General features: G+C 75.8%; 7 protein-coding genes. All 7 read left to right on the forward strand.

Features of this window, described 5'->3' with window-relative positions; translation table 11 throughout:
* Positions 1-224: 224 nt before the first annotated feature.
* The 7 genes from ACZ4M8_RS10510 to ACZ4M8_RS10540 all read left to right on the forward strand — a co-directional run bounded on the left by ACZ4M8_RS10510 (position 225) and on the right by ACZ4M8_RS10540 (position 25,187).
* Complete coding sequence (locus tag ACZ4M8_RS10510) at positions 225-764, forward strand: WXG100 family type VII secretion target (RefSeq protein ID WP_467605394.1); 540 nt, start codon at positions 225-227, stop codon at positions 762-764.
* Positions 765-833: 69 nt separating this feature from the next.
* Positions 834-2,525, forward strand: a complete 1,692-nt coding sequence (locus ACZ4M8_RS10515) for a WXG100 family type VII secretion target (protein ID WP_467605396.1) — start codon at positions 834-836, stop codon at positions 2,523-2,525.
* Positions 2,526-2,570: 45 nt separating this feature from the next.
* Positions 2,571-3,008, forward strand: coding sequence for a YbaB/EbfC family nucleoid-associated protein (locus tag ACZ4M8_RS10520; protein WP_467605399.1), 438 nt, complete (start codon positions 2,571-2,573; stop codon positions 3,006-3,008).
* A 280-nt stretch (positions 3,009-3,288) separates the two neighbouring features.
* Positions 3,289-3,588: a WXG100 family type VII secretion target gene (locus tag ACZ4M8_RS10525; RefSeq protein WP_467605401.1), complete on the forward strand. Its 300-nt coding sequence runs from the start codon at positions 3,289-3,291 to the stop codon at positions 3,586-3,588.
* A 12-nt stretch (positions 3,589-3,600) separates the two neighbouring features.
* Positions 3,601-20,157, forward strand: coding sequence for a WXG100-like domain-containing protein (locus ACZ4M8_RS10530; RefSeq protein ID WP_467605403.1), 16,557 nt, complete (start codon positions 3,601-3,603; stop codon positions 20,155-20,157).
* 355 nt (positions 20,158-20,512) lie between these two features.
* A complete protein-coding gene (locus tag ACZ4M8_RS10535; protein ID WP_467605405.1) occupies positions 20,513-21,577 on the forward strand; it encodes a hypothetical protein in 1,065 nt (354 codons plus the stop codon).
* A 190-nt stretch (positions 21,578-21,767) separates the two neighbouring features.
* Positions 21,768-25,187 carry a right-handed parallel beta-helix repeat-containing protein gene (locus ACZ4M8_RS10540; protein WP_467605406.1) on the forward strand — a complete coding sequence of 1,140 codons (3,420 nt, stop codon included), beginning with the start codon at positions 21,768-21,770 and terminating at the stop codon, positions 25,185-25,187.
* The last annotated feature ends 35 nt before the right edge of the window (positions 25,188-25,222 follow it).

Here is a 25,222-nt window from a genome sequence, read left to right on the forward strand (position 1 = left end):
AGGGAACAAGGGGGGAGTGAGTGGAAAAAAAAACAAGGAGAACAGACAAGAAAGACGCCGGGCTTTTGGCCCGCGGACCCAACCTCCCTACCGCTACCCAAATTCGCCCGGGGCCCCCGGCCCCGGCGGGTACGGGGACCGGCCCCGTACCCGCCGCATCCGCAGGCCCGCCAGGGCCGCGCGCCGGTGCGGAGCGACGGCGCGCGGCCCATGAGGAGACGACGATGAGCACGGCACAGGCCCCCGCACCGGGGGACGTCATGACACAGCGGCCGGTGGCCACCGAGCAGACACCGCCCCAGGGGACCACCGGCCCGGCGGGGGCGGGCGGTAAGGCCGACGTCAAGGTCACCCCCGACATGATCAGGAAGTTCGCCGGTCTGCTGCGGGAGGCCGCGGCGCCGTTGGAGGAGTCCGAGTCCCAGCTCGCGGCCGTCAACGGGCTGCACGCCGGATGGTTCCCCGACGGCGAGGACCTGCGGAAATTCGTCGGCTCGGGCCGGGACGGCCGGATCAACGAACTCATGCAGAGCGCGGTCACCGTCCGCGATCAGCTCCACCGGCTGGCCGACAAGCTCGACGACGTCTCCCGCCGCTACCGCACCTCGGAGGAGCTCAACGCCCACCTGGTCACCGACCTCGCCCCGGTCGTGGGCTCGTTCACGTCCGCGCTCTCCCAGGCGAAGGACGCCGGCGCCCCGGACGCCGCCGGCGGGGGAGCGGACGCGCCGCCCGCCGCCGGCAAGGGCCCGGCACCGGTCTGACCGCGCCCGCCGCGGCACAGGTCAGGGGCTGTCGGCGGACGGCCCGTGGAGAAGAGGGGAGCGTGGGGCATGGGCAAGGACAAGGAAGCGGAAAAGGACAAGCAGAAGGAAGAGGAAGCAAATTCCAAGTCGCAGCAGATGCGGTCCGATTCGGATTACAGCACCTGGGACGCCAAAGCGATCCGTAAGGTTTTCACCGGGCAGGCCCGCCCGTATTCGCAGGACCGCATCGACAGCTGGACCAAGCCCGATCCGCAGACCTTCTATCTGGCGGCCGACGCGGTGACCGCCATGTCCGATGCCATGGGAAGAACCCGCTCACTCCTCTCCGAACTGAACAAACACGTGAACCGCGGAGAATACTGGTCGGGTGCGGCGGCGGATTCCTTCTCCGGCCTGCTCACCCAGGCGGACACGGTGCTGGGAGAACACTCCTCCGCGCTGGAACGCCACGTCGGCGCCATCAACAGCAGCGGCGACGCGCTCGATGTGCACGGGCAGGAGGTGATGAATCTGTGGCACACCGCCTGCGAATCGGTGCACACCTGGTGGGACGGCCTCGGCGATCCTGGCAGGGAAGCCTGGAAGAGAAAGTACAAGATCCCGCCGGTCGAGCAGAAGGGCGGAGTGTGGTACTTCCACCTCACCGACATCCCCTCTGTGAACGGGCCCATGGAACAGAGAATGCGGGAGGAGCTCACCAAACTCGCCGCGGCCTACCGCACACAGAAGGCGAACATGCCTGCGCCGGGCGCGGTGCAGTTCGCCGGCGGCGGCTCCGGTGCCGGATCTTCCCCGGCGAATCTGAAAATGCCGAGCATGCCGAGCATGCCGAAAACGGTCACGGGCCCGGACGGTGTGAAGGCGTCCTCGCTGCCCTCGATGCCGGGAATGCCGGACCGTACGGATTCCGGCACCACGGGCACGGACGGGCCGTCGGACACGGCGATGCCCGGCACCCCGGAATTCCCCTCCGCCGGGAGCGGCGACGGCACCGGATCCGTCCCGGACATGAGCACGATGAGCGCGTCCGGCACCCCGGATCTGTCCGCCACCCCGGACCTGCCCGCCACCCCGGAATTCCCTTCCGGCGCGGGCGGTCTCGACACCTCGGCCATGCCGGGCGCCGACGGCTACGCCCCCGCCGCCCCGGACGCCGCTGCGGCGGGTGACGGCGGGGCCCTGCCCGCCATGCCGGTGATGCCCACGATGCCGACGCGACCGGGTGCGCCGGCGGGCGGTGCGGGAAGCCCCCGCGCCCCCCTCTTCCGGCCGGGTACCGGCCCCTCCGGCAACCGGTCCGCGCTGGGCCGGCCCGCGCTGCCCGCGCCGCCCAAGTTCCCGGGCGTCCCCTCCGGTCCGCCCGGCGGGCGCATCGGCGACGGCGGGATCGGGCCCTCCCCGAAAGGCGTCCCCAAGCCGACGCCGCTCGGGAAGGAGTTCGGTGACCTGCTGCGCAACGATCCGGCGGTGAAGGGGCTGACCGCGACCGCGGGTGCCGGACGGGCCGCAGCCGCGGAGGCGCAGGCGGCCCGGACCGCGGCCGCCGAGAGCGCCCTGGCCGGCCGGACCGCCGGTGCCGCGGCGCGCGGCGGTATGGGCGGGATGCCGTTCCTGCCGCCCATGACCGGTGCCCAGGGCGCCCAGCGCGGTGGCGAGTCCGAACGTGAGCGCACCACCTGGCTGCTGGAGGACGAGGACACCTGGGGCGCCGACACGGGAGGGGACACCGACGGAGTGATCGGCCGCCCGCAGCGCTGACCGGCGCCCTCCGCCACCGACGTATCCGAGAAAGGCAGCACCCAGATGGACCCCTTCGCCGGGCTGAGCGGATTTCCCGACCTGAACGTCGAGGAACTTCAGAAGAAACTCCGCGGCCGGATGGACGAACTCACCTCCGTACAGCGGAAAATGCGGGAGATGTCCGCCTCGGCGGCCTCACCGCAACGGCTGCTGACCGTGACGGTGGGCCCGCAGGGCGAGACCACCGGCGTCACCTTCCATTCGGACGGCTACCGCAAGATGGCCCGCTCCGAACTCGAACACCTCATTCTGGAAACCACCCGCAGCGCACGGGCGAAGGTCATGACGCAGATGCGGGAACTCATGACACCCATGGCGCCTTCCGGCGTGGACATGGACGCTCTCCTGGAAGGCCGTCTGGTGCCCGGAGACCTGCTGGGCCACGTCTTCTCGCCACGGACCGAAGCACCCGCGTCCCACCCGGACGACGAGGAGGACTGACCCGGCGCCCCCACGGCGTACCAGGTCAGGGCCTGCTCCTCGCCGCGAAGGCGCGGACGGCGAACCCGGCGCGAACCCGGCCTTTTCCGCCGGGAATTGGGCCCGGGGGCCCTTTTTCCGGCCGGGCGCACCGTGATGAAGTGCTGTTTCCGGCCCCGGCTCCCGCTCCGCCGGATCTCCTCACCTTTTCCCTCCCCCCACCCCTCCCTCTTTCCGTCCTCTGACGGTGCGCCCGGATTTCCGTGCCGTCCGGAGGCCGGTCCGCAGAAAGGCGGCGTCGATGACTTCCGACCACATGTCCGTGGACACCGCTCCGTTGGACGCCCACGGCCGGGAATTGCGTGATCACGCGGAAGCGGTACGCGCCGCCCACGACCGGTTCTGCGATTCCCTCGCCGCGCTCGGCACACCGTGGGGCGCCGGGGACGATTACGCCGAAGCCTTCACCCAGTGGTATTGCCCGGCGACCGAAAAGCTTCAGGAGAGCCTGAACGCCATCACCGAACAGATGGAACAGGCACACCGGGCGGTGCGGCAGGCGTCCGGGAACTACCAGGCCAACGCCGACGCCGCGGAGTAACACACCGTGTCGATGAACTTGCCGCCCGAGGTGCGGTCGGTCGCGAAGTACCTCATCGGTGTCTGGCCCGCCGCGGACGAGGACCAACTGCGGGTCCTGTCGCAGGTGCACCGGGCCGTCGCGGAGGACGCCCGCGCGCTGCACGAGGCGATGGCCGGCGGCCCCAACGGCGTACGGGGCTGGGAGGGTGAGGCGCGCGAGGCGCACGACCGGCTGATGGACCGGTTGCTCAACGATTCGGGGCTGGCGGCGCTCGCGGACTCCGCCGAGAAGATCGCCGACGGCGCCCACGAGACCGCCGCGCAGGTGGAGAAGGCCAAGCTGCAGGCGATCTTCTTCGGCCTGTATCTGGTGGCGTCCATCGCCTGGGCGGTGGCCAACGCGGTGGAGACCCTCGGCGGCTCCCTCGTCTGGCTGGCCGGTGTCGAGATCGTCGTCTCGGAGCTGCTCTCCCAGGTCGGCCGGTTCCTCCTGGAGGCGGTGATCGCCGCCGGGCTGGGCGCGCTGGTCATGGCCGGCGCCGATGTACTGGCCCAGGGCATCGTGATGGGCAAGGGGCACAGCGACCACTTCGACTGGGGCTCGGTGCTCACCTCGGCGGGCATGGGCGCGCTGATGGGCGCGGTCGCGCACGGCGTCGGAACGGCCATCGGCGCCGGCTCCCGCGCGGCGTACCGGGGCATCACCGGGGGCGTGGGGAAAGCCGCGGCGGGCGCGGAGAAGGCGGCGCTGTCCGAAGGCGGCCGTGCGGCGGAGCGCGCGATCACGGCGGGCGGGACGCGGGACGTGGTGGCCGCCGCCGGACAGTCCGCCTCGGCGCTGTCCCGCACGGCCGTCGGCGAGGGCGCCGCCGCGGCCGGGCGTGAGGTGACGGTGGCCACCTCCCGGGCGGCGGACACGGTGGCCGGTTCGGCCGCGTCGGCCGGTTCCCGGGAGGTGGCGGAAGGGGCCGCGCAGGCCGCCCCGCGGGTGACCGCGGGACGGGTGGCGGCGGGCCTCGCGGAGTCGGTGGTGCAGGCGGGCGTGGGCGGCTACGCCGGTATGGCCGCCGGGACGACGGTGATGGGCGGCAAGACCCACACCGGCGCGGACGGCCTGACGGCGGGTATGGCCGGCGGGCTCGCCCGGCGTATCGGCGGCGCCCACCCCGTCGGCGCGCCCGCCGGCCTCGCGGCCTCCCTCGCCCGCCTCTCCGCCCTCCCCGACGCCGCCCGTTTCACCCCCTTCGAACACGTCCAGGACGCGGGCCGGGGCTTCTCGCTGCCCGGCGCGACACGGGTGGAGATCACCCCGCAGGGCAATTTCTGGGCCCGCCCGCAGGACGCGGGCAGCGCCGTGTCCGACGCCGCGTTCTCCTCCGCCGTACGGACCATGGGCACGGCCGACGGCCTGCCCCGCATGGTCGTCGGCACCCCCGAACTGCCCGCGGGGAGCGGGGTGGCGCATCTGGAGTCCACCTGGCAGGAGATGGCGGCGGCGCCGGACGCACCGACGCGGCTGCCGGACCGGGTGGTCCTGGCCACACCCGTCACCGAGGCCGAGATCCCGGCCCTGCACGCGTTCGTGACACGGCATCAGGTGGAGGTGCAGGTGCCGTCCGGACCGGTGCTCGCCGGCGCCGACGGCGCGCTCTTCGTCACCGGGAGCGGGCACGGGGACGCCGCCGGCGGCCGCTGGACGACGTTCTCCCCGCCGGCCGAGGAGGCCGGGCACCGGGCCCCCGCCCCGGCCTCGCCGTCCGCCGCCGCACCGTCCGCCGGACACCCCGTCACCGCCGAGCGGACGGTGCCGCCGGCGCCCCGGATGCCGGGAGCCGCCGAGGGCCGGACGGGACCGCTGCCCGCCTCCCAGCAGGTGGCCGGGGCAGGTTCCCCGGCCACGGGCCGTACGGGTACGGCCTGGGCCGAGGTACGCGGCGCGGAAGCCGCGGGCGCGGGCGCGTCCCGCGAGCGGGCGGCGGACGCCGGCGCCCCGGCGCCCCGTGGCACGGCGACGGCCGGTGCGGCGACGGAACCGGTGGGCGGAGCCGCGGGCGCCGGACAGCGGACCGCCGGGGCCCCGGGCGCCGGGCAGGGGAGCGCGCACCTCCAGGCCGCCGGGGCCCCCGCACCCGGTGGCCGGGCCGGCGGCACGCCGGAGGGCGGGACGCTGCCCGCCCCCTCCGGCCGCCACGCCACCGGACTGTCCGGAGCGGAGGCGCCGGCCCCCGCTCACCGGCCCACCACCGAGCCGCCGGCCGCCGGCCCCCGGACCACGGAAACCCCGGCCCCCGCCACCGGGGCTCCCGGCCACCCGTCCACCGGGGCGTCGCCCTCCGCTCCCGCCGAGGGCAACGCCCCCGCGGCGCGGCCGGACGCCCCCGCCCCGCACACGTCCCCCGCGGACCGCACCCCGCCGCCGGACCCGGGCCCCGCGGCCCCCGTACCGGGGGAGCGGACCCACGACGGGCCGCCGCCTCCGGGGCCGGTGCGTACCCGGGTCGCCGGGGCGGTGCTCGACGCCCCCGCCTGGGAGCGGGCGCTTCAGGCGCACGACGACGGGAACGGGCTGCCCGCCGGTGCCGCGGAGCGGCTGGGCGCGGTACGGGCCGAACGGATACCGGCGGGCATCGCGCTCCGCGACCCGGCCGGTGCCCCCGGGTTGTTCGAACGGCCCGAGGTCGCGGCGATGCTGCGGTCCCTGGCACCGGACCCGCAGCGCCTCACCGTGATCGCGCCGGACGCCGCCGCGGCACGCTCCTTGCCCGCACTCGTCGACGCGCTGCCGCCCGGCGCCCGCGAGAGCCTGCGGCTGGTGATGCCGGAACGCGGCCTCGACCACGCCGCGAGCCTGCTGCGTTCGGTCCCCGGCATCCGCGAGGTGATCGCCGCCGACGGGCCCGTCCAGCTCACCGCAACCGGTTACGCCCACGTACTGCCGCCCGAGCACGGCGCCCCGGAATCCGGTGGGGCGGGCGCGGGCCAGTGGCAGCGCGTCACCCGTACCGAGGAGCCGTCGGTGCCCGGCGACGGGGCCGTGCCGCGTCCGGACCTGACCGCCGAACCGGTCGGCGCCCTCTTCCCCTCGCCCGCCTGGGACCAGATCCTCACCACGGCCACCCGGTACGGCACCCCCGAGGGGCTGGAGCGGATCCCGGCGGGCCTGGTCCTGACCGGCCCGGCCACCGCCGGGTCCTTCGACGCCGCCCGGCTGCTGCCCGACCCCGGCCGCGTCACCGTCGCGGGCCACGGCGATCTCCACACGCCCGAGATCCGCCGACGGGTCGAGGACACGGTGCGCGATCTGGCCGCCCTGCCCGGCACCCGCGCGCTGCGGCTCGCCTGGGACGGCGCGGCCCTCGCCACCGGTGAGCGGGGCCGCGGCTTCCTCCAGGACCTGGCCGACCGCTACCAGGTTGACATCACGGCCCCCGACGGCCGCATCGCCGTCCTGGAGGGCGGGGCGTCCCAGGTCACCCGGCCCGACGGCGGGCACTGGCAGCGGTTCCGCCCGGGGCGGGCCGCGGCGTCGGAGGGGGCGGTGTTCCCGCCGCTCGCCTGGCACGGGGCGACCGAGGACGCGGCCGCCGTCCCCGTCACGGGCGCCCGGCTGCAGTCCGTGGCGGCCGGTCTGTGGATCGACGCGGCGGCCGACCCGGCCACCGCTCACCCCGGCATGCCCGCCGCGGCCGACATCCACGCCCTCGCACCGTCCGCGGAGGGCCCGGTCGTGGTCGTCACCGTCGACCCCGCGGCGCCCGGCACCCGGACCGCCCTGGACCAGGTGCTCGGCCGGCTCTCCGCGTGGCCCGGCACGGCAGCGCGGGTCAGGCTGCTCGTCGCCCACCCGGCCGCGGACGCCGCCCTGCCCGGCCGTCCCGGCGCCGACCTCGCCGCCGCCGTCGCCCACGACGCCTTCCAACGCCTCGCCGACACCCACGGCCTCACCCTCCGCGTCGCCGAGGGCGCCTGGTCCCCCGGCCGCGCCGGCACACCCGACGGCCTGCGCCCCACCACCGCGGACGGCCCCGAAGGACGGACGCCGGTGTGGCACGACTACACCCCGGGCCGGGCAACGGCCACGTCCCGTATCGAGGAGCAGCTTCCGGGGGGCTCCCCGCCGCCCGCCGCCGCGCCGCACCCCGCCGCCCCCGGCGACCGGTCCGGCGCCCCCGCCGACGCACCGCCCCCGCGGGACGAGTTCGCCGCGGTGTCCCGTACGGAGGACCCCGCGGCGCCCCACGGCGCGCCACCCCAGGAGACGCCGCCCACGCCCACCGGCGCTCCCCGCGGGACGTCCCCCGAGCCGCCGCGGCCCGCGCCTTCCCGCGACCCCGGGGACCGGCCGGTACGTGACGGCTCCGAGGACGCCGTGCCCTCGCACGAGACGCCTTCCCGTGTCCCGGAAGACCCTCCGGCGCCGCACGACGCGCCCGCGCACGGCTCCGAGGACCGGCCGGTGCCCCGCGGCTCCGAGGACCGGCCGGCGCCGGATGACTCCGGCGCACAGCCGGCGTCTCACGGCTCCGAGGGCGCCGCGCCCCCGCACGAGACGTCCCCCCGGACGCCCGGAGCGCCCGCTGCCACGAGCGACGGAGCACCTCCGGCCGGGTCCGGCGCCTCCCGGACGCGCGGGCTGCCCGCGGGTCTCGCGGTGGCGGGCCGGTTCGGGACCGCGATCCGGCTGATGGACACCGGGGCGGTGTACGAGCGGCTGGCCGGCGCGCTGGCCGGCGCGGTCCGGCAGGGCGGCCACCCGGAGTCCGTCGTCGGGCAGGCGCTGAACCGGTTCGACGTGGTACGGCGGGCGGTGGGGGACGAGGAGTTCGGCGACTGGCTCGCCCACGGCGGTTACGAGGTCACCGCCTCGCTGCCGGACGGCGGGCACTACCGCGTCCACGCACAACTGCTGCTGCCGGCGGACCGGGACACCGTCCGGGAGACCCGCCCGGCGACGGAGGACGCCGCGAAGGCGGAGCGGCTGGGGAGGTCCTGGGACCCGGAGTACGACTTCCGGGTCTCCGGCACCCGCAGCAAGGCGGTCACCTGGAAGGTCGCGGGTTCGGTCACCGATGTCCTGCCGCCGGCCTCGTTCGCCCCGACCATCGGTATCCCCTTCTCGGGCAGCCGCACCACCACCGTCGGCAGCGGTGACATGTCCATCGGCACGGCCCGGCTCACCCCGCCGGCCGGCGACGCCGTCCACTTCACCTTCCCCGGCGCACGGGCCGAGGTCACGGTCCGCCGCGAAGCCACCGGCACACCGGCACCACCGGCCACGGCCCCGCCCCCCGCCACCGCCGTGCGCTCCGCCCCGTTCGACGTACGGATCGAGGCGGCCGGGTCGCTCGTGCCCGAGGTCCCCGTCCACGACGGTCGGCCGCTCCGTCCACGCCCCCGGGACACGTACGTCCTGACCGGCGACGGGCCCCGCACCGCCGCCGACCAGCGCCGGTTCGACGACGTGATGTGGACGCACCTGGCCGCCCCCGAGGCCCTCGACGGTCTGGAAGGGCTCCACGCTCGGGTGCTCGACCATCTCGACCGGGCCCACCGCGGCCCCGACGGCCCCCCGGACGCCACCGCGCTCACCCGTGGCTCCGAAGCCGCCTGGCGGCTGCGCCGCTTCCTGAGCGAACGCGTCCAGCTGTACGGGATCATCCACCACTCCGGCATCGGCCATGCCTCCGAGACGTTCCCGCTGAGCGGCGGCGCGCGAGAGGTGGGCATCGCCGTCCGGGCCCACCTCGTCTCCGCACGGCGCGTCGAACACACGCGGATCGACGACGGCACGGTCTCCGTCCAGCACCGCACCCTGCACTTCGCCGTCGCCGCCCGGTCCGGGGCGAACGCCGCGGAAGGCGGCTTCGCCGCGAAGGCCGGCGGCAGTATCTCCTCCGTCGCGACCGTCAAGGCCCAACTCGACTTCCACACCGGCGGATCCACCGCCCGGAGCCTGGAGCTGGACCAGGGCCCCGCGACCTGGCAGCAGCTCAACACCACGGGCCCGTCCGTCGTCTACGAACTGGGCGTCACCCTCGTCGCGCAGCTGTGGTCGAACCTGAAGGGCGCCACCGGAGAGGTCACCCACCCGGGCACCGTCCACCTGCGGCTGCCCCTGGCGGACGCCCCCGCGTTCGAGGCCGCGCTCCGCGCCGCGCCGTCCGGCCCGGAACGTCCGCCGTCCGCGCCGTCCGGCCCGGAACACCCGCCGTCCGCGCGGCCCGAGGCCCTGCTGCCGCCGGCGGTCCGCGACCACCGGGGCGCCGGCCCCACCCACGTCGAACTCTCCGGCTCCGTACGCCAGGTGCAGGTCAAGGCGCTGGAGCTGATCGTCGCGGCATGGGAGGAACACGGCAGCCGGGTCACCCCGCTGGAACTGCACCATCTGCACCGGCAGCTGGCGCCCGACTTCTCCCTCGCCGGGCTGAGCGTGCACGGCGGGAAACTCTTCACGCCCCGGGGGCTGCGGCGCCTCCTGGAACTGCCGAGCGGAAGGAGCGCCGCCGTCACCGTCACCGGCCGGTTCGACCCCGATGCGCTGCTGTCCTCCGACGTCCGCGAGGACCGCACCGTCAAGCTGCACAAGGCGATGGCGCACTCCGTCGAACACGGCGGGACGCTCACGCGGACCCAGCGCGTCAGCGCCGAGGTGTCGGCGAAGCTCGCCAACCGGGCGGCCGTCGACCTCTCCGCCGGCGTCGGCTACTCACAGTCCGTCACCCACTCCCTGGCCAGCTCCGACTTCGTCTTCACCACCACCAGTCCCGCGATCACCGGCCCCAGCAGAGGGCTCGCGTACGCCGCCGCCTTCGACATCACGGTCACCGTCGGGCCCCGGGGGCGGACCGGCCCGCACCCCTCCGCCACCGGCCACCCGCCGCAGCACACCCGGGCAGCGGCCGCCGCGGGCCGCGCGGTCACCACCCGCCACGCCTCCGTCGACGGCGGCGAGGTGCGGTTCTGGGCGCCGGAGAGCCTGCTCTTCGCCACCCGGGCACTGGGCCCCGGCCCGCGCCGGGCCGAATTCGCCGCCGACCGGCGGGAGTTCGGTACCGGCCAGGAGCGGGAACGGCTGGGCCCCGACGACCTCCTCCTGAGCGTCAACAGCGCGCCCGAGGTCGCCGAACTGCTCACCGGGATACTGACCCGGATCGCCTCCTTCCCCGCCGACGACCTCGCCTCGGTGGTCGACCGGCTCACCGACGCCGAACGCCTGATGGCGCTCTTCCAGCGCGGTATCGGCGACGGCGCCGTCCACACCGAACTGTTCCGGGACAGCCGGACGCTGCGCGAACACGGTCTCGTCGTCCGCATCCGCGCCGCACTCGGCACCTCCTGGACCGCCCCCGGCGAAGTGTCCGCGACAAGGATGTCCCTCCACGAGTCCACCCCGCAGATCACCGAGGGGATGGCGGCCGGCGCGAACCACACCTACAAGGCCGGCGCCGGCATCGGCGTGGGGCTGCCGTGGCGCTACGCCCCGTCCGCCGGCGTCGCCGGGAACTACAGCCGCGGCGGCGCGGTGGGGACGTCCCGCCTCCAGAAGGTCACCTCCGGCGGCCTCACCGAGACCGGCGCCGCCCCGCACCGCCACCACTTCGCGGACGTCGTCTACACGGTGGAGGTGGAACACCGGCGCACCTGGGACCTCGGGGTCTTCGGCTCGTCCCGGCAGCTGGTGCACGAGCGCGGCAGCGTCAAGGTGCCGGACGCGCTGGAGTTCCTCCGCCGCGTCCCGCGGACCCCGGCGGACGGCGCCGAGGCCCGCCCGACCCTCGACGCCCGGACCACACTGCTCTCCCAGGTGCCGTACGCCCTGCGGTTCGACGACCCCGCCCGCCATCCGGGCGACGAGCGCGCGCCGGGCGACAATCCGCTGGTCGACGCCGTGGTGGGGCTGCTGCGCCGCCACCCGGCCTTCGCGAAGCTGATGGGGGACGCCGCCGACTCCCGGGTCCCGCTGCGGGCCGAGAGCGCGCTGGTGGAATCGCTGCACCAGATGCTCAGCCCGACGTCGCTGCTGGGCGCCGTCCGGCGGATGCTCGGCACCGGCCTGCGGCTGAACCCGCTGGGCGCCGACGGCCCGTACTTCGTGGAGGTGACGGCGGTACCCGTCGGCGAGCTGACGCATGTCGAGACGGACGCCGCCATGTCCGTCGGCCGCTACCTCAACACCTTCGACTGGGCGGTCACCAGCGAGAGCGCCACCCGCGCCAAGGAACTCTCCGCGCACCTCGGCGGCACCGGCAAGCCCCCGGAGTCCGGCCGGGTCACCGAGCCGGGCGGCAACCTGACGTACACCCGGGGCGAGTCCCGCAGCACCTCCTGGAAGCTGTACGAGGGCCGCACCCTCGTCGACAGGGTCACCTTCCCGCCGGGCGCCCAGCTCTACACCGGCCACCTGCGCGTCACGCTGGCCGTCAAACGCGTCGTCCAGCCGGTGCCCCTGCTGCTCAACACCGTCCTCGGCGGGGTGCCCGACCGGGTGCGGAGCGCCTACCACCGCGCCGGCGACCCGCACCCGGACGACGTCCGCGAGGTGACGCTGAAGCAGTACGTCGCGGTGGCGCAGGCCCTGGACACCGACACCGGACCCCTCGCCCGCCCGGCCCGCCCCGCCGTGGAACGGCTGACCGGCGCCGCGGACACCAATCCGGTGCGGCCGTTCCCGCTTCCCGCGGCGGACCTCCCGCGCGCGGTGCACGAGCGCCGCCTCGTCCTCAAGGCACTGGACGACCTGTCGGTCCGTGAGATGTACGAGCAGTTCCTCGGCGCGCTCCGCGGCGAGTCCGGCGGCGGGCTGCTCTCCCGCCTCCGCCCCAGCGGCGCCGGACTGCTGACGGAGTGGGGCACGGTCTCAGAGGAGGCCCTGCGCAACGCCCTGTCGTCCCCCTTCCTCAGCGGATTCTTCGACCGGACGCTGGCGCCGGAGGGATTCCGCCCGCCGGGATTCATCCGCGACGGCGTCGTCAGCGACACCCACGGTCACCTCACGGTGCGCGCCGAACTCTTCGACGCCACCCCGCTCGGCCGGGTCACGGTCGAGCACGGCCTGGAGGACAACGGCCGCAGCCGCCAGGTCAGCGGTACCGGCACCGGCCGGACCGCGGGCACCACCGGCGACGCGACGGCCACCGGAGAGGCCGGAGGGGCGAGCCTGACCGGAGCCCCGAGCGCCGGCCGGACCTCGACGCGCGCCGCCGCGGGCAGCGTCACCACCCACGCCCTCCTCGGCCCGCACCGGTTCGTCGAACGGGCGAAGCGGGAGTATCTGCACGTCCGCGCGGGCATCGCCTACACCCTCACTCTCGAAACGTCCGGGCGGCCCGCCGCGGGTACCCGCCCGGACGGTTCCTTCACCTTCCGGCTCAGGGACTCCGTGGAACTGCTGGTGGACCCCGGACAGGCGCGGCTCTTCGAGGCGGACGCGACCACCGGCACCCGCGATCCCGGGACGACGCCGGAGCCCGCCGACCCGCCACCCGGCACGGAGCCGGACCCGGCCACCGCACCCCGCCCCGCCGACGCCCCGCTCACCGGCACACCCGGCCCCGGCCGTGACCCGGGCCCGGACACCCCGGACCGGGCGGCCCCCGCCGAGCAGCACATCGACATCAGCCCGGCGAACGTCGCCCGCGGCCTGAAGGCGCTCGGCAAGCTCCCCGAGGGGAAGTACGCGCAGGTCATGGGCGCTGCCAGGGATCTCCTCGCCGACCGCGGCATCAACGTCCCGGACCAGGCGCTCGACCTCGACGCGCCGGGCGACCAGGCCGTCCGGCTCCGCCAGGTCGCCCACGTCCTGCACCGCCACGGCGACGAGGCGGCCCACGCCCTCGCCGACAGCTTCGCGCCCGCCCTCCGGCCCGGCACACCGCCCCGCGACCCCGGTCGGCCCGCCTCCGGGGACAGCGCGCTGTCGCGGGTACTGCGCGGCGACGACCCCGCCCCGCGGCCACCGGACATCCGGCCGGTGCCCGGCGCCACGGACCGGCCCCAGGAGCCGCGGCCGGTCCCCCGCGATCTGATCTCGGCGGTGCTGAGCGGCGCGGCGGACCCCAGGGAGCCCCGCCCGGCCGCACCGGAGACGATCGCCGGGGTCCTCGGCGGCGCCCACGACGGTGCGCCCGCGCCGGGGGAGAGCCCCCGGCAGCCTGCCGGGCCCGCCCCCGCCGACGGCCCGGCCCTGCCGTGGCGCCCGCGGATCGTCCTCGGCCGGGACGCCGCCGCCGAGGAACTGCGCAGCCTCCAGCGCGGGGCACCGGCCCGGCTCGCCGAAGCGCTGGCGGCGGCCGGCGGCGACGCCGCCCAGGTCGACGCCCTGGCCGGGCAACTGGGCATGACCCGGGAACCGGGCCTGCCCGGCGGGATGGACCGTGGCGCCGCCCCCGGCGCCAGGGGGCCGTTGTCGTTCGTCCGCAGGGTCAACGGGCACGTCGCGTTCGGCACGGCGTCCGGGACCGTGAACTTTCTGGCGAGGATTCCCGCGGAACCGGCCGCGATGATGGTCGTGGCGATGGTGTCGCAGGACGGCCACCTGGGTGCCTGGCTGCCGAACGCCGGTCAGACGGAGTGGAACGCGGTGGAGATCGCCAGGGCACTCGTCCACGACGACCCCGAGGCGTACGCGCGGACCGCGATCCTGCGGTTCGTGCTGCCCGGCCACGCCGAGTGGAACACGCAGCGCGTCACCGAGCACCTCCAGCGGATCGCCCACCTCACCCGGCGCCCCGTGTGGTACCGGCCCGACGTCCACGACCTGCACGTCGACGGCTGGGGAGAGCTGTCGCCGCCCGACGGCCCCGCCCCCGGACCCTGGCGCGAACTCCTTCCCGACACACCGGTCCACCGCAGCCACCGGGTGGGGAACGACGGGTCCGTGGGGCAGATCGCCGACCGGGCACCGATCGGCCTCGGCCTGCAGGACCACTTCCTCGTCAACAGCCCCGCCCGCCGGGAACTGGTACTGACCGGTGTCCTCACCCGGGAGGGGCGGCTGCGCATCCCGGACGGGTACGGGCTGCTGCTGCGCGTCGAGGAGGAGAACCTCGGCGTGGCACACGGGTGGGAGAACAGGGCGGGGAACATGGCCCTGCCGGAAGGCGAGGCTCTGCGCGCCCTGTTCGCGGAGGCCGAGAAAGGTCAGGCCGGCGGCCCCCGGCGGGTCGGCCTGATCCGCCTCCATCTGCCGGCCGCGGGGCCGCTCGCACCGCAGGCCCATGGGGTCCTGGCCCGGGAAGCGTCCCGGCTCGCGGAGTTCCTGAACCGCCCGGTGGCGTTCCCCGGAGCCGGCCGGGCGACGGTCATCGAGGGGGGAGCCGTGCGCGCGGTCGGGCCGGTCACCGACGGCCCGGACTGGGGCCTGGCGAACCCCCGGCCGCTGACGCTGATGTTCCGGGAGGGCGCGAACCTCGCACAGCTCACCGGCCACCTCACGGAACGGGGCCACGCCCTGCCCGCCGCGACGGACGCCCTCGTCATGGTGGCCGCCGCGGGCCCGCGAGGCGAGATCACCCGCCTCGGGGACGCCGAGGCCGTCACGCCGGACACCGTGCGCGACGAGATCGCGCTGGCCGGGGCCGGTGACCTCCCCGATGAGCCGCTCCGGATGTATCTCCCCGAGGGCGTCCCGCCCCACGTGTACGAAGAGTTCGTCCGGCACGTCGAGGAGTTGGCGCGTCGGACGGAGCGGATCGTCCTGCTCCCGCCGCCGGGCGTCCGCGTCCTGGTCGACGGGGGAGAGCTGACCGTGCCCGAGGGGCACCTGTGGAAGATGGTGAACGGCACCGGCGGCGTACCCGAGTTCTTCTTCCCCACCGACGCCCGGGGCCGCGCGCGGCGGGACTGGCCGACGGTGCTGACGGGTCTGCCCGACCACCCGCTCGAAGCGCGCCTCGCGGCCGGGGGGATCGGCATCCCCCCGGTCCGCAGCGACCGGAGTGTCGTCTTCCTCGCGGCCGGAGGACGGGGCGAGTTCCTCCGGTACGGCAGCGACGAGAGTTTCGTGCCCGTATCTCCTGAGCAGTTGAGCGAGGAGCTCGCCCAGCACGAGGCGCCGGTCGTCCAGATCCACGGGCCCGGCCCCATTTTCGCCGAGGTGTTTCCGCAGTTCGCCGCAGGCGCCCGCGACCTGGCCCGGCTGACGGGCCGTACGGTCGTGTTCCCGTCGCCCGAGACCTCCGTCCGGGTCGGCTCGGAGCCCGCGGATCTGCTGGTCACCGCCGAAGGCGCCACCTGGCGGGTGGCGGTGCCGGACGGCGGGACGGCGGACGGGTTCCGCACCGGCGAGGCCGGTCAGCTGCTGGCGCCGGAAGCCGACTTCACCGATGTCCACGGTGGTCAGTGGTCCCGCGCCGACGTGGACACCGAGACGACGCCGGACGGGTACTGGTCCTTGCGGAGGAACGCCGGCCAGGAGATCGACTTCCCCGTCCCCGCCGAGGGCACCTTCTTCGTGGGGCTCGACGTGGACCACGCGGGCCGCCCCGCGCTGGTCACCTGGTTCAGGGAACTGCTCCCCGTGTCCCCCGAGCAACTGGTGCGGGCGCTGTGGCCGGACGGCGTACCCCAGGGGTGGCCGATCATCCTCGCCAGGACCACCGCGGACCCCGGCAGGCCCCTCGGGGACGCCGCCCGTGCCGCCGGCCTCACCGCCTGGGTGTACGACCTGGCCCGGTACCTCGGCCGGGGAGTGGGCTTCTCCGAGGACCAGATCTGGACACGCGGCGGACTCGGCCGCGTCGACGTGGCCGTACCGCTCCCCGAGGGGTACCGGTACCGCTGGGACGTCGGCGGCGGGGCGTTGCCCGGCACGCTCCAGATGCCGGGGGCGGTGTCGGTGACCCTCCCGGAGTGGCACGGGGAGCCGACTTTCCAGCAGATCGCCTCGCAGGTGATTTTCCACGTCGTCGCGTGGCGCGGACGGCTGGCGGACCGCCCCGGCGAGCTGTTCCTGGCGAATCTGTACCGTGCCCCCCAGGGTGGGCTGCGGTTGCCCGGACAACCGCGTCCGGCGACAGCGCGGGAGGTCGCCGACTGGGTGCGGGCGTACGGCTGGGACCGGACACGGGCGCTCCAACTGGCGTGGACGGGGGAGCTTCGCGAGGACGCCCGGCTCCCGGACCGTGATACCGAGCTGGCTGTCGGGGTCGCGGCAGAGCTGGGAGTTCCGGTGTACCTGCCGGCCAGGGGCGGTGCCGCGCTCCCGCTGTTCCGGGGAGGAACGGCGGCAGCGCGCCGGGACATGACCGTCGTCGCCGATGAGGACGCGCTCTCCGGGTGGCGGCGCGTCGATCCGCCCGACGGCACCCACCACGGTCTGCCCGACTTCACCGGTGACCCTTACGGGCGCCTGGTGCCGGCCGACGAGCGCCCGGCGTTCGCCCCCACTCCGGGCGGCATCACGCTGATGCCGTACCGCACCGAGGAACCCCCGGCGCACTCCTGGACCTACGACGTGTCCCTGAGCCTCTCCGAACAGACCGGCGCCCCCCTCGTCCGCCGGGTGGACGGCGCCGAGCGCGAGGCCACCCCCCAGGAGGTGGTGGAGGTGCTGACCCGACGTGTCGCGTTCGCCGAGCCGCTGCCGGACGGCGGGGTGGCGGGTGCCTGGCGCGGGCAGCCGGTGCGGCTGCTGACGGACACGCCCGAGCGGGGCCCCCGCTACGACCGGTTCCTGGAGTGGGTCCAGGGCCGCCCGGGGGAGCCTGGTCTGCGGAGCTTCCTGGAAGCGGCCCCGGGCCGCACCGGGGACCACCCGGTCCAGCTGTACGTGCCGGAACCCGGCTCCCGCGTCGGCCTGTCCGGGGGGAGGCCCGGCTCCGACGCTCCGGACGTCTTCGTTCTCCGGTCCAGGGAGAATCCCGAGCTGCCCGGACAGTGGGTGCGGCTGCGCGGCCCCGGGGAGGAGGACCGGGGCGCGGAGCTCGTCGAGAGTCCCGACGGCCCGTTCGACGGCACGCTCGTACACATGGGGGCGGAGCCGCTGCCCGCGATGCTGGTGACGGACGAGCGGGGCGCCCTCGTGCCGGACCAGGCTCTGGAAGGGTTCTTCCGCGTCTCGAAATCGAGGGCCCTGGTCTCCGCGGCCGTCCAGGACGAAACGCCCGTCGGCCACGCTGTGATCAGCGCGTCCGGCCTGCACAGCTCCCCGGTCGGCGACGACCCGTTCCGCCTCCGGTCCTACGTGGGGCTGCAGGCGCTGGACATGATGGTGCGCCATGACGGGAACCTGGCGACGCTCCGGTTCGACGGCACCCCGGTCACCGTCACGCCGGCCGCGCTGGCGCGGCACCTGCGCAGCCTGCCGCAGTTTGTGTCCGGCGCCGATGTGCAGTTTTTGGCGCGCTTCCAGGTGCGGCAGGACGGCGAGGTCGTTTTCCAGATGCTGGGGATCGGAGGGGAAGCCGCGCGGAGGCTCGCCCGCCGGATGGCGGAGCTGGCCCGGGAACTGGGCCAGGACGTGTACTTCCCGGTGAGCGGCGGGGAGACGGCCTCGCTGCCGGCTCTGCTGATGCAGACGGGCGAGGTGCTCGCCCGGGGCGTCGACGGAGCGGTGGGCGCCTGGCAGCGGGCCGCCGCACGGGAGGACACCCCGCCGCGGTTCGCGACCAACACCTATGGGGCCCTGGTGCCTGCCGCAGATCTGCGGACCGACGAACTGGCACGGCTGGGCGCCGGTCCGGCCGACGTCCGCACGGAACCGTTCGCCGGTGGCCTCGCCCTGTACCGCGGTCCCGACTCCGCCACCGGTGCGGTCCGGCCACGGCTGGCCGGTACCCTCAAGCTGCCCGACCCGGAAGTGTGGGAGCGGTGCGCCGTCCCGGGCGAGTTCTTGGTGGTGGCCTCCGGGGGCCGGGACCGGGTCGACCTGGTACTTCCGGGCAGCGACCGCCGGGTACCCGCCGGGCCGCAGCCGCTGCTGGAGGTGTTGCGTCGGCCCGGGTCCGGATGGGACGGCCGTACGGAGCTGCGTCTTGCCGTCGACCGACTGGCGTTCGCGGACGATCTGTCGCGCAAGCACGACGAGTGGGTACCGGGCCCCCGTTTCGGACAGCAACTGGCGGACCTGGCCGGTGTCACCGTGCACGCCCCCACCGGACAGGTGGACTGGGACGCGGCCGTCCACGACTCGTCGGTAGGGGCGAAGCTGCCCTTGGCGGAGCAGCTGGGGGACGAAGACGCGGCCCGGGTCCACTGGGTCACCTACGTCCCGTCGGGGGAGCGGCCGGTGTCCGCCGGCCTGTCGGCGGGTGAGGAACCGGCCACCGCCCCGGCCGCTACCGCCCCGCGCGGAGCAGGCGGGAGCGTGAGCGGGCCCGACGACGCCCCCCGGCCCGCCGGGGAATCCGGCCTGATACTGCCAGGGGCCACCCGCCACGGCGGTGTCGCCGATCTTGCCTCGCTCGGTGCGCACGGCGGGCGGCTGGGGCTCACGCCCGCCGCTTTCGACATCGTGAGCCATCCGGAGCTGCTGCCGGTGGACGTGGTCGTCGCGTACGACGGTGAGTTCGCGGAGCTGGCCGAGGACGGCCGGGTCCGCACTCTCTCCGTCGACGAGCTGGCCTTCCGCCTGCGGGGCCGGCCGGACGTCCCCGACGCCTCCGGCACCCCCGCGGGCCCGGCGGCGAGCGGTCCGGGGCGGCCCGCGGCGCGGCCGGAGATGGGGCCGCCCGACTTCGCCGGGCCCTGGGAGGGCACCGAGGACATCCAGCTTCTCGGGCGGTTCACCGGGCGCGCGGACGCCACCGTCGCCCACGGGGAGCCGCTGCCCGCCGCGGCGCGGGAGACCTTCCACCGGCGGGTGCGCGCACTCGCCACCGCACTGGGCGCCGATGTGTACGTCCCGGCGCCGTCCGGCGGCGCGGCGGCGTACCGCATCGACGCGACCGGCGAGGTGGTCGTGGCGGACGCCGACGGCCGGCCGGGCACCTGGCATCTCGTCGCCGGGCGGCCCGACGCCGTGGGCCCCCGGTTCGCCACGAACTCCTACGGCGCGCTGGTACCGGCCGCTTCGTTCCCGGTGGAACACCTCACACGGCTGCGGGCGGTGCCCGGCGACGTCCGGACCGAACCGTTCCCCGGCGGACTGGCGCTGCCCACCCAGGAGCACATGCCGCTCCCCGCCGCCTGGCGGGAGGCCGCCGCGCCGGGCGAGTTCCTGGTGGCCGGCCACGGCGTGCCGGACGCGGTACACCTGCGGCTGGCCGCGTCGGCCCCCGGCGTCGTGGGCACCGCCGGTCTCACCGTCGCGGCCGGTCCCGAGGCGCTGCTGCAGGTGCTGCGCGCGGCGGGGTGGGACGGGCGTACCCCGCTGCGGCTGGCCGTCGACCGGCTGGCGTTCGGCCAGGACGGGCCGCCCGTGCCCGGCGACCGGTTCGGCCGGCGGCTCGCCGACCTCACCGGCGTCACCGTGCACGCGGCCACCGGAACGGTCCGCTGGGACCTGGCCGCCCCGCACGCCGCCCACCCCGACACCCGCCTGCCGGTGACCGGCGAAGGCCCCGGAGGCTGGGCCACCTACGTACCGGGGGCCGGACCGGCCCACCCCCATCAGCGGCCTGACGGCCCGTCGGCCAGGACGCACCGGTGACCCGGGCACGGCCGGGCACCGGGCCGGAACCGGCCTCGTGGCTCCCCGGCGCGCACCGGGCACCGGCCGGTGCGACGCCTGCCGGGGCGGCGCCGGGGACTGCCGGTGTGCCGTCGGACGGTGCGGAGCCTTCCGGTGTGCCGTCGGACGGCGCTGTGCCGGGGCCTGCCGGTGCCGCGTCGGCCGGTGCGCCGCCGGGGCCGTCCGCCGTCCGCGGGCCGTCCGCCGGTGGACACCCCGGAGCTTCCCCGGCATGCCCGCTCAAGACGCCCGGCCCGTCCCCCCGCCCGCGCCACCGGGTACGGGCCCCCGGAGGCCGCCGGGCACCGTGCCGACCCCTCGGAGGACACCTGCCATGAACCCCACCGCACCCGGCGCCCCGCCGACCGGTCTCCCCGCATCCGGCCACGCCGGTCATGACCTTCCCGGACCGCCCGTCCCCCTCCCGCCGCGCCCCACCTGGCGGGCCGACTGCCACCACCTGCTCCTCTCCCTCGCCGGGACCGTCGACGACGACGCGCTGACCCGCGCCCGGCGGCACCTCGCCGTGCCCGCCCGGCCGGACTTCGCCCGCGAGGCGCTCCGCGCCGTGCGGGCGGCCGGTGCCGCGCTGCCGGAGGGCGACGCCGACCTGCTCGCGGAGGTGCTGGAGGCCGACGGCCAGGACTCCGGCCCCCTCGACCTGCTGCCCGCGCCGCCCGCTTGGCCGACGCCGCTCCCGTACGTCTTCGAACCGTCCGGCGACCCCGCGCCCCCGGCGCTCGCCGCGGCCGCCGCGCGGGCCGGCGCGCGCGGCCTGTGGTGCGCCCGGCGGCGGCCCGTCACGGACCGGGCGCGGCCCGCGCGCCGGGTGTACGTCTGCGAGACCCCGCCCGGCACCGGCCTGCCGTCCGTCACCGCCGTACTGCTGGACGCCCTGGCGACGGCGGGCGAGCCGACCGCACAGGCCGAGGTCTACGCCACCGGCGACCGGCTGCCCCGCTACCAGCGGGCCGCCCGCGACGACGGGGCCCTTGTGTGGGCGGTGCGGCGCACCCCGTTCACGGCGGCCCCGGTCTTCGACGGGGTGACGGACGCCGGACGGCCCTTCTTCCGGCCCGGCCACCCCCGGCTGGAGCCCGCCGAACGCACCCGCGTCCTCGCCTACCTGCGGGCCGGCGCCCCGCTGCTCGACTGCCCGGAACCGCTCGACGACGTCGTGGACCCCGCCCGCCCCGGCGGCGTCCCGGCCGGAATCCGTACCGACGGCACCTGGCTGTGGTCCGAGGCGAGCGCCCACTACCTCGACGTGTACGGCCTGGCCCCCGCCGAGGGGCTGCTGCGCCACATCCGGGCGGCGGGCCACACCGCCCCGCCCGTCGACGACACCACCCGCCACCGGGCGCTCGCCCACTGCACCACCGGACAACTCCGGCCCTGACCCCCGGGCCCGACCCCCGCCCTGACCCCCGTCCGCCTCCGACGTCCCTCGACCCCGCACCCACCGGCCGTACCGAGCGGACCGGTACGCCGAGCTTGGAGCACCCCGTGAACCCCTCCCGATGCCACACCGCCCCCGAGCCGGGCACCGCACCCGCCCGCCGCGCCGGCACGGCCGCCGAGGCCGCGCGATGAGCCGGGTCCTCAACGTGTCGGACACCGAGGCCGGTTGCTACCCGACCATCGGCCAGGCCCTCACCGAGGCGGACCCCGGAGCCATCATCAACGTGCTGCCCGGCTCCTACCACGAGAGCCTGGTGATCCGGGTGCCGGTGAGCATCACCGCCGAGGAGGGCCCCGGCAGCGTCACCTGGGACAGCGCCGAGGGCAGCACCGTCCTCCTCGCCGCCGAGACGCTCACCCTGCGCGGCCTCGAACTGCGCGGCCGGGACGGTGGCGCCGCGGTGGTGGACGCCGCGATGGGCACCCTGACGATGGAGGAGTGCACCGTCACCGCCGCCTCCGCCGCCGCGGTGCTCGCCCGCGGCGGCGCGCGCCTCGCGCTCCGCGACTGCGCGCTCGCCAACTCCGCGGGCTCCGGCCTCGTCGCCATGGAGGAGGCCGCGGGCGAGGTCGAACGGTGCGCCTTCCGCGCGGTCCAGGGCTCCGGCGTCGTCCTCGCCTCCGGCGCCGACCCGCTGATCCGCGACTGCGCCTTCGGCGACATCGGCGGCAACGCGGTCTGCTCCACCGAGGGCGGCCGCGGCCGGATCGAGGACTGCGACCTCTCCGGCATCCGCGGCCCGGCCATCGGCGTCGAGAAGGGCGGCGCCACCTCCGTCCGCCGCACCCGTATCCACGACAGCGCCGACTCCGCGGTGCACCTCACCGGCCGGGTCCGCGGCGTCTTCGAGGACTGCGAGATCACGGACGTCACCGGCCACGGTTTCGTCCTCGGCGCGGGCGCGGCACCGCATGTCGTCCGCTGCACCGTGACCCGGACCGGCGGCAACGGACTCCTCGTCACCGACCGCTCCCACGGCACCTTCGAGGACTGCGAGATCACCGGCGCCGGGGAGACCGCGGTCTGGGTGACGGGGGAGAGCGACCCGCAGCTCACCGGCGTCCGCATCCACCACGGCGCCGCACTGGCCGTCGCGGTGCGCGACCAGTCCGCCGGGACCTACACCGGCCTCGACATCCACGACATGGAACGGCACGGCATCGGCATCTCCACCGGTGCCAACCCGCTGTTCCGCAAGGCGGCCGTCCGCGACTGCCGGGGACACGGCGTCCTCGTCGCCGAGGACGGCCGGGGCCGGATCGAGGACTCCCGCATCGAACGCACCACCCTCGCCGGACTGGCCGCGACCGGCGGCGGGAACCCGTACGTCCAGGGCACCCGGATCGCCGACTGCGCCGACGCCGGGGTCCTGGTGGGCGAGGGGGGACGGGCGGTACTGCGGGACTGCGAGGTCACCGGGGCCCGCGCCCAGGGCGTCGCCGTCGAGGGCGACGGTGACCTCGCGCTCGGCCGGTCCCGGGTGCACACCAACCGGCGGCACGGCGTCCGCCTCACCGGCCGTGCCACCGGGGCCGTCACCTCCTGCGAGGTGTACGGCAACGACGGCGACGGCCTGCTCGTCGAGACCACCGGCGAGGTCACCGTCGTCTCCAGCGAGGTCCACGGCAACCGGGGCGCCGGACTGCGCCGCACCGCCTCGGACACCGCGGTCCGCGTCGAGGAGCTGACCAGCCACGGCAACGGCGCACCGGACAGCGGCAGCCCGGCCACCGCCACCGCCGACGCCGGCCCGCCGGCCACCTTGCCGCCGGCCACCCCGGAACCGGCCGCCGCCCCCGCGCCCGCCGGCGGGCCGGACGGCGACGACCCGCTGGCCGCCGCGCTCGCCGAACTCCGCTCCCTGGTCGGCCTCGCCGGCGTCAAGAAGGAAGTCACCTACCTCGTCAACCTCAACCGGATGGCCGCCCACCGCAAACAGGCCGGACTGCCCGTGCCGCCCATGAGCCGCCACCTGGTCTTCGCCGGCCCGCCCGGCACCGGCAAGACCACCGTGGCCCGCCTCTACGCCCGCATCCTCGCCGCCCTCGGCACCCTGCGCAGCGGCCACCTCGTCGAGGTGGCCCGCCTCGACCTCGTCGCGCAGGTGGTCGGCGGCACCGCCCTGAAGACCGCGGAACGCTTCGAGGAGGCCCGCGGCGGGGTGCTCTTCATCGACGAGGCGTACGGACTGCTGTCGGGCGAGGGCGGCAGCGGCCCGGACTTCGGCAAGGAGGCGATCGACACGCTGGTGAAGCTGATGGAGGATCACCGCGACGAGGTGGTCGTCGTCGCCGCGGGCTACGAGGACGAGATGCGCCGCTTCCTCTCCTCCAACCCGGGCCTGTCCTCCCGGTTCACCCGTACCGTGCAGTTCGACAACTACGCCTCCGGCGAACTGGTCACCATCGTCGAGCACATGTGCCGCACCCACCACTACGACCTGGGCGACGGCACCCGGGAGACCCTCACCCGCCACTTCGACCTCATCCCCCGCGACCGGGACTTCGGCAACGGCCGCACCGCCCGCAAGATCTTCGAGTCGATGGTGGAACACCAGGCCCAGCGCCTCGCCGGCCAGGAACACCCCACCGGCCGGGAGTTGACCCTGCTGCTGCCCGAGGACGTCGCCCTCCCGGAAGGCGTGGACGAGCCCGACGCGGCGGACGGGGCGGATGCCGCGGACGCCGCCACCCTCCTCGGCGAACTCCACCGCATGGTCGGCCTGGCGCAGGTCAAGCGGGAGGTGTCCGGCATGGTCGACCTCCTCGAATCGGTCCGCCGCCGCCGGGCGGCCGGGCTGCCCGCGCCCTCCCTCAGCCGCCACCTGATCTTCTCCGGCGCCCCCGGCACCGGGAAGACGACCGTCGCCCGCCTCTACGGCCGGCTGCTGCGCGCCCTGGGCGTCCTGCCCCGCGGTCAGCTCGTCGAGGTCTCCCGCGCCGACCTGGTGGGGGAGTGGGTCGGCCACACCGCGCAGCGCACCAGGGAAGCGTTCGAACGGGCCCGGGGCGGTGTGCTGTTCATCGATGAGGCGTACACCCTCGCCCCGGCGTCCACCGGCTCGGACTTCGGACAGGAGGCCGTCGACACGCTGGTGAAGCTGATGGAGGACCACCGCGAGGAGGTCGTCGTCATCGCCGCGGGCTACTCCGCCGACATGGAGCGGTTCATCGCCTCCAACGCGGGCCTGGCCTCCCGCTTCTCCCGCACCGTGGAGTTCGACGACTACACCCCGGCGGAGCTGGTGACCCTCGTCGACCAGCAGGCCGCCGACGCCGGCTACGTCTGCTCCGACGACCTGCGCCGGGCCCTGCTGCACCACTTCGAGGAGGTGCCGCGCGGCGCCGCGTTCGGCAACGGACGCTACGCCCGCCAGGTCCTGGACGGCATGGTCACCCTCCAGGCGGGGCGGCTCGGCGCCGTCCCCCGGCCCACCGACCACGACCTGTGCACCCTGCTGCCGGCGGACCTCGCCCTCCCGCCGGGCCCCGGCGCCCCGGCCGGTGGCGCCCCCGCCCGGGAGGAGAAGGCCCTGGACAACTGCTGACGGCCGCCCGGACCGCGCCACCGGAGCCCCGCACG

The organism is Streptomyces sp. NPDC027185, assembly GCF_055567035.1.